Origin of the sequence: Myxococcus virescens, from assembly GCF_900101905.1 — a bacterium.
GTDB lineage: Bacteria > Myxococcota > Myxococcia > Myxococcales > Myxococcaceae > Myxococcus > Myxococcus virescens.
In genome coordinates this window covers 93,571-100,718 of the sequence record NZ_FNAJ01000023.1, presented here as the reverse complement: position 1 = coordinate 100,718, position 7,148 = coordinate 93,571, and the positions used below count along the sequence as shown (strand labels likewise).

The 7,148-nt window shown below is 67.1% G+C and carries 5 protein-coding genes and 1 tRNA gene; 3 read left to right on the top strand and 3 right to left on the bottom strand.

What is annotated here, in order from left to right:
- The first annotated feature begins 295 nt into the window (after positions 1-295).
- The 3 genes from BLU09_RS35320 (at position 296) to BLU09_RS35310 (ending at position 4,011) form a co-directional block, all read left to right on the top strand.
- Positions 296-2,389, top strand: coding sequence for an Ig-like domain-containing protein (locus tag BLU09_RS35320; protein ID WP_244172303.1), 2,094 nt, complete (start codon positions 296-298; stop codon positions 2,387-2,389).
- Positions 2,390-2,512: 123 nt separating this feature from the next.
- A tRNA-Arg gene (locus BLU09_RS35315) sits at positions 2,513-2,586 on the top strand.
- 204 nt (positions 2,587-2,790) lie between these two features.
- Positions 2,791-4,011 (top strand): fibronectin type III domain-containing protein, encoded by a 1,221-nt coding sequence (locus BLU09_RS35310; protein ID WP_090495548.1) that lies wholly within the window; start codon positions 2,791-2,793, stop codon positions 4,009-4,011.
- 22 nt (positions 4,012-4,033) lie between these two features.
- Here BLU09_RS35310 and BLU09_RS35305 read toward each other — a convergent pair whose 3' ends face one another.
- The 3 genes from BLU09_RS35305 to BLU09_RS35295 form a co-directional block, all read right to left on the bottom strand.
- Positions 4,034-5,317 (bottom strand): hemolysin family protein, encoded by a 1,284-nt coding sequence (locus tag BLU09_RS35305; protein ID WP_090495547.1) that lies wholly within the window; start codon positions 5,315-5,317, stop codon positions 4,034-4,036.
- A gap of 78 nt (positions 5,318-5,395) precedes the next feature.
- Positions 5,396-5,737, bottom strand: a complete 342-nt coding sequence (locus tag BLU09_RS35300) for a response regulator (protein WP_370527156.1) — start codon at positions 5,735-5,737, stop codon at positions 5,396-5,398.
- Positions 5,738-5,895: 158 nt separating this feature from the next.
- Positions 5,896-7,104 (bottom strand): ceramide glucosyltransferase, encoded by a 1,209-nt coding sequence (locus tag BLU09_RS35295; protein ID WP_090495545.1) that lies wholly within the window; start codon positions 7,102-7,104, stop codon positions 5,896-5,898.
- Between the last annotated feature and the right edge of the window lie 44 nt (positions 7,105-7,148).

Sequence of the window (7,148 nt, the reverse complement as noted above, 5' to 3'; positions counted from 1 at the left end):
GCTGTGGGTTCGGGCGGTGGATGCGGCGGGGAACGTGGATGTCATTCCTGCCAGCCATGAGTGGCGGGTGGACCTGGAGCCTCCGGATACGGAGCTCACGGCGCCACTGCCCGCGCCGGTGAACAACCAGACTTCGGTGCCCTTCACGTTCAGCTCGACCGACCCGCAGGCCACCTTCCAGTGCAGCCTGAATGGGGCGCCCTTCACCACGTGCGCGAGTGGAATCATCGTTCAGACACCGGGTGCGGATGTGCAGTTCCGGTTCCTGGTGAGGGCGAGGGATACGGCGGGCAACGTGGACCCGACGCCGGCCGCCTATTCGTGGCGGACGGACAAGGTTCGTCCGGACACCCAGGTGGTGGCCTTGGTGGATTCACCGAGCAATGCGCTGCGTGCCCGGTTCAACCTGTCATCTCCCGACACGGACGTGGTGGGCTTCCAGTGCATCCTGGTTCGGCCTTCGTCGACCACGATGCCTGAAGAAGAGGATGAGGACTGGGAGGCCTGCGGGGCCTCGTACCTGACGTCCGAGTTGATCACCAGCACGTACACACTCTGGGCAAGAGCCGTGGATGCCGCGGGCAATGTAGATGCCACGCCCGCTGCTGCGACGTGGACGGTGGATCGAGATCCTCCGGACACGGTGATCACGTCCAAGCCGGACGCGTTGACGGGCGAGCCGACGACGGCCTTCGCGTTCCGCGGAGGGGATGACGATACGGACGTCGTGAGCTTCGAGTGTAGCTATGACGGACGAGACTTCTTGCCATGCGAGAGTCCCTTTGCCCTCCCGAATCCTCCAGGCATTCCGGTCTACGCGGAGGGTGATCACAGCATGCTCATCCGGGCTGTCGATGCGGCTGGGAACCGGGATGAGACCCCGGCCAACCACATCTGGAGGTTGGTGGTGGGGGATCCGGTGACCTATTTTCAGACGGGGCCCCCGACGGTGACTCGGCAAACCAGCGCGTCGTTCAGCTTCACCTCCAATCTGACCACCGTGATCTATGCGTGCCAGTTGGACGACGAGCCGCGTGAGGAAGATTGCGCGACCTCGGAGTCGCCCACCAAGCCGTATACGGGACTCGTCGAAGGGGGGCACATCTTGAGAGTGTGGGCCCGAGGAGGGGGGCGAGAGGCCTCGTCGCCCTCAGTTTATAACTGGACCGTCGACCTGACGGGGCCGGTGGCGCCGGTCATCAACGTTCCTGCTCAGAACGATGTCTACTTCAACGTTCAGTGGCCTCAATTCAGCGGACGCGTTTCCGAACGCGGAACCTTCATCATCAAGATCGATGGCGACATCGTAGGCACGTTCCAGGTCCCGGAGCAGTCGTTGTCGTGGAGCTTCGATAGCCCGGTGCAACTGGCGGATGGGCCCCATGTGCTGGCCGTCTCGCTGACCGACGCCGTAGGCAATGACGGTGCGGAAGCCTTTCGAACGTTTACTGTCGACGCGACGAAGCCGGAAACTCGACTCACCGCGGCCCCGCCACACCTGACGAATCAGCCGCGCGCGGTCTTCCAGTTCGAATCGAATGAGGCAGGCACGACGTTCGAGTGCAGCCTGGATGGCGGTGCCTTCGCGTCGTGTACCGGCCCCAGCTCTCATGAAGTCACGGTGGGGGATGCACTTCACACGTTCGCGGTGCGCGCCGTCGACCGCGCCGGCAACGTCGCGGATGTGCAGGGCACGCACGAGTGGCGCGTGGACTCGGTGGCACCGACGACCAACATCATTGAAATGCCTGCCGCGGATACGAACGTGGCGCGGGCGGTCTTCCGTTTCGAGTCCGACGAGGCGTTCGTGAATTTCGAGTGCAGCATCGACGGTGCTGCGTTCGACAACTGCCCCCCTGCGTACACGTGGGACGGCGTGCCGGAAGGCGAGCACCGCATCGAGGTTCGTGCTCGCGATGAGGCGGGCAACGTGGATGCAACGCCTGCGGTGCATGTCTGGCGTTTGGACACGACGCCTCCCCTGGTGCCGGTGGTGAGTTCGCCCGCGCCCGATGCGGTCGTGGGCTCGCTCACGCCGACGTTCCAGGGAAGCGCCGAACCTGGGAGTGAAGTTCTGCTCTTCGTTGACGGGCTCGACTTTGGCAGTGCGCGTGTCGAACCCACCGGGCAGTGGCGCCTGACGTTGACCCGGGCCATCAGCGAGGGAGACCACAGATTCAGTGCCTCGGCCCGGGATGCCGCGGGGAATGAAAGCGAGCGCTCGGCGGAGAGCGCCTTCAAGGTGGATCCCTCCATCAACATCATCCGGGAGGTCAGTTCCCGCGGTGGCGGATTGAGCTGTGCCGCGGGAGGGCAGGGGAGTGCGCCCCTTCTGCTCCTGGGGTGGGGCGTCCTGATGCTGATGGCTGCCCGGAGGCGTCGCGTGTGAGCGGACGGGGCGCATTCCGCCCCGGTGGGATGGCACGTCATCTGGCGTCCGTTGTAGGATTGCGTGCTTGCTTCGGCGGGGCACTTCGGCTACTTGTCGCCCCGCTTCATCCGGATGTCGGTTGCGCGATTAGCTCAGCTGGATAGAGCGTTGGCCTCCGGAGCCAAAGGCCGCAGGTTCGAATCCTGCATCGCGCGCTGGTGGAAGTGCCCGGGATTCTTGAGGTTGTTCCTCAAGAATCCCGGGCGCTGACCCCTCTTCCGACTCTCCACCCACCGATTGCCCACCTTGGAAGTAGGGTTTCATCCTTCCAAGAGGCTGGGTCGTCACGGACTCTTCCCGGTGGTGGTCCTCCTGCGGTACGCAGCGATTTCCCGGTTTCCGGGGGGAGGAGTGTCAAGATGAACGGACGAATCCGACTGGTGGCCGCGCTGTGTTGGGGCGTGATGATGGGACTGGGATGTGGTGGCTCCGATGAGCGGCCGCCCTCGCAGGAGCCCCAGGGGACAGTGCCGCAGGCTCCCTCGTTGGTGATCGCGGTGCCGGGCGACGGCCAGGTCACTGTGACGTGGGATGTCCCTTCGGACGGAGGGAGCGCGCTCCTCGACTATGCGGTGCATGTGCACTCGGACGCTGGGGAGGTCCGCGTGGTGACGGCGCCCGCGTCCGAGCCCCGGGCCGTCATCACGGATCTGACGAATGGAACCGCCTATGCTTTCAGCGTCGTCGCCAGGAATGCCCGTGGCAACAGTGCCGCTTCGGGGCGCTCCGACCGCGTGGTCCCCCATGTGACGCCCGGTGCGGTGCGGAACCTGGTTGCCGTCGAGGGCGACCAACGTGTGACGCTGAGCTGGGATGCCGCGGATGACAAGGGCATGCCGCTGGACAGTTACTTCATCACGCCCTACTTCGGCGCGCAGGAAGGCGAGATGGTGAGGGTGCCCGCGACCGAGTTGGGGAAGACCTTTCACCCGATGACCAACGGGATGGCGGTGAGATTCGTCGTCGTTGCCTTCAACGGGCATTCACGGGGGCCCGAGGCCTCCATCGAGGCGACGCCCTATACGACGCCCGGCGTGCCTGTCGTCACGGCCTTCCCCAGTGGTCAGCGGGTTCGCTTGGCCTGGAGCGTCGAGGACACGGGCGGCAGCCCCATCACCTCCTACCGGGTGACGGTGTACCTGGGGGACGAGGTGATTCGCACCGTGGATACCACCGCGACGGGCACGCTCGTGGAAGAACTGGAGAACGCCACGACCTACCATTTCACCGTTGAGGCGGAGAACGCGGCGGGCTGGGGCGGGGTCTCGGAGCGCATCGCCGCCATGCCCACGCGGGCCCCCTCCATGCCGCTCAATGCGATGTGCCAGGGGGGCGACGGGTGGATCTCCTTTTCGTGGGAGCCACCGGAGTTCGATTACGGCCATCCCGTGACGGAGTACCGCATCAACGCTGTCGTCAATGGGAACAGCACGGACTGGTACACCACTGACTTGAACTACCACCTCACGGACATTCCCAACGACGGCAGGGTCCTCTACTTCTTCATCTCCGCGCGGAGTGCCGTCGGGTTCGGGTCGTCCGCCGACCTCACTTGCTTCACCCAGCCCGCGCGTCCTTAGGACGGCGGGCGCTGTGCCGCTGTCACGCCTCCGCCGGCTCCTCGGGCGGGGGCAGGTGGAAGCGCACGGTGTCCACACGGCGGGGAGAGGACGCCACCACCTCCAGCACGAGTCCTCCCTCCGTCTGGACCTTGGTGCCCGGCTCGGGGATGGCGCCGCCGGAGAGGGCGATGCACAGGCCGGCCACCGTGGCGTAGTCCTGGTCCTCGTCCAGGTCCAGGGACAGCTCCCGGTTGACGTCGCGGATGCTCGCGGTGCCGAGCACCAGGGCGGTGTTCGGCCCCTCGCGCTTGACGTACTCCTCTGGCACCTCGGACTCGCTGAGGATGTCGCCCACCAACTCCTCCACGAGGTCTTCCACGGTGACGAGCCCCACCACACCGCCGCGCTCGTCCACCACGACCGCCAGCTGCATGCGTCGCCGCTGAAGCTCCTTGAGCGCGTCCATAGCCCGCATCGTCTCCACGACGAAGAAGGGCGGACGCATCACGTCCTCCAGGATGATGAGGTTGCCCTCCCAGGCCACCCCCAGAAGGTCCTTGGCGATGACGTAGCCGACGATGTTGTCCAGCGTGCCCTCGTACACCGGCATGCGCGAGTGGCCGCCCTCCAGCAGGACGCGGCGAATCTCCTCCGGACTGGAGTGCCGCCGCAGGGCCACCATCTCGTCCCGGGCCACCGACAGCTCGCCCACCGTCACGTCGCCCATCTCGAAGGCGCGTGATGCAATTTCGCCGGCGTGCGGATCCAACGTGCCCTGCTTCGCCGCCTCCTCCACCAGCTGCTGGAGCTCCTCTGCGGACAGGCGGCCTTCGGTGAAGTTCGTCCGGTCGCCGAACAGGCGCAGCACCACGTTGGAGCTAGCGGTGAGGAACCACACCACCGGTTGCATCAGCCACGCCAGGCCGCGCAGAGGCCGGCCGATGAGCAGCGCGTAGCGCTCGCCGGCACGCAGCGCGAGCGACTTGGGCACCAGCTCGCCCAGCACCAGCGAGAGGTAGGAAACGAAGGCCACCACGCCCGCCAGGGCGACTTCGTCCGCTTGCTGCTCGGGCACTCCCAGTCTCGTGAGGAAGTCACCCAGGCGCGTGGCGATGCTCGCGCCACCGAACGCGGCCGCCGTGGCGCCGATGACGGTGATGCCAATCTGCACCGTGGCCAGGAAGCGCTCAGGGTTGCCGCGCAGGGCCTCCACCGCTTTCGCGGAGGTGCTGCCTTCTTCAATCAGTTCCCGCAGCCGCGTCCGGCGGACAGAGATGATGGCCAGCTCCGCACCGGCGAAGATGCCGTTGGCCAGGACCAGCAACAGGATGATGAGAAGCTCGGTGACGATAATGGCCCTCCTCTCAGGGGCCCTCTACCCTATACGCCGGAGGCGGGCTGCTCACTCACCAAGTGACTGCAAGAGGAGCGACAATTGGTCGCGGCTCGCACCTTTTGGAAGGTAGTAGTGTGGCCCCGAGAGCAGGGCACTGCCTACATCCTGCGCCGCCGCGGACGTCAGGAAGACGATGCGGGGATGCGGCCCGCGTGGCAGATGCTCCACGACCTCCAGCCCGGACATGCCCGGCATGTTGAGGTCCAGCAGCATCACCCCGTAGCGTCCGCCGCGCCTCAGCGTCTCCAGGGCCTCCTGCCCATCCGAGGCCTCGGTCGTCTCGTAGCCAAGGTCCTCCAGGCTGAGCCGGAGGAATTCCCTCCAGTCCGCGTCGTCATCGACGACCAAGACCCTTCTTGCGCCGTTATCCGTTGCCAGTCGCGCCAATCGTCCTCCCCCGACCTGAGATGAACGCTGCTGAAGGGCGCCATCATTCTCCGCGAGCGGCGACATGGTGCTCGCCGCAGCATGCGGGCAGGCAGGCCCTGGAAGGGCGCGTCGCCAGGTCAGCCCGCGAGGATGCGGTCACCCTGGGGCAGCGCGGGCTCGGACGTCAGGCCTGCCGTGCGCACCGGCATCAGCCGGGTGCCCCGGCCCACGCGCAGCCGGGTGCCGCGCCAGTTCACGGTGCGGGAGAAGAGCGCGTAGCTCCAGGCCGCGAAGAGCAGGGCGTCCTTGGCGAAGACGGCGGGCACCGCGTCCCACGACAGGGCCTGCGGCCGCAGGGCGCGCACGGTGGAGAGGTCCACCGCGACCTTGCCCAGGGCCACCCCCAGGCAGAGCGCTGCGGTGTCCGAGGAGGGGGCCAGCATCGCGCCCAGCAGGGCCAGCGGCGTGGGATTCAGCAGGGCCTGGGCCAGGTACGTGCCCGGAGACACCGCGGTCCGGTGAATCACGCTCCAGCGCAGATAGCGCTGGAGGAAGGACAGGACGCTCTTGCGCAGCGACACGTTGAACACGGGCGTGTGCGCCATCACCACGCGCCGGCCCAGCTTCCGCGTCACCCACTGGCCGATGACGTAGTCCTCCGCCAGCACGTCCTTCACGGAGAAGAAGCCCCCCAGCGCGTCCACGTCCTCGCGGCGCAGCGCCATGGACTTGCCCACCACGATGTCCTGGCCCGCCAGCCGCTTGGCGGCAATCATCCCCGCCGCCGCGCTGGCGCCCAGGTGCAGGTTGTCCAGGAGCGAGCCGAAGGTGCGCTCGCCCATACCCGCCACCGGGTGGGTGACACAGCCCACCTCCGGGTCCTCGAAGGCCTGGGCAATCTCCTCCAGGTAGCCCGGCGCCACCCGCGTGTTGCTGTCGCTGATGACCAGCACGTCGTAGCGCGCCCGGTCCGCCAGGGTGATGAGCTGGTTCACCTTCGGGTTGCGGCCCGGCTCGCCCTCCTGGACCTCCAGGCGCATGACGTGGGGCCAGCGGGCGACCGCCGCGCGGGCGACGGCGAAGGCCGGGTCCCTGGCATCCTTGACGCCGAGCACCACCTCGTACGCGCCCGCGTAGTCCAGCCCCGCGAACTGCGCCAGGTTGGCTTCCAGGTCGTCATCCACGCCGCACAGCGGCTTGAGGATGGAGATGCCCGGGCGGGGCGTGCCCGGTTGCGCGGTGAGGGGCGGCCCACGCCGGTGGCGCAGCACGAGCGCGAACTGGACGGTGAGGATGAACAATCCGAGGCAGGCGGCAAGCAGCAGGACGGTGGAGGCGAGCAACATTCGCGGGCAATCCCCGGGGCCGGTGCGCCGTCATGGCGCGACCA

What these genes read in the sequence shown, in the direction of transcription:
- BLU09_RS35310 (WP_090495548.1), top strand. Translation starts at nt 2,791, where the DNA reads ATGAACGGACGAATCCGACTGGTGGCCGCGCTGTGTTGGGGCGTGATG.
- BLU09_RS35295 (WP_090495545.1), bottom strand. Translation starts at nt 7,104, where the DNA reads ATGTTGCTCGCCTCCACCGTCCTGCTGCTTGCCGCCTGCCTCGGATTG.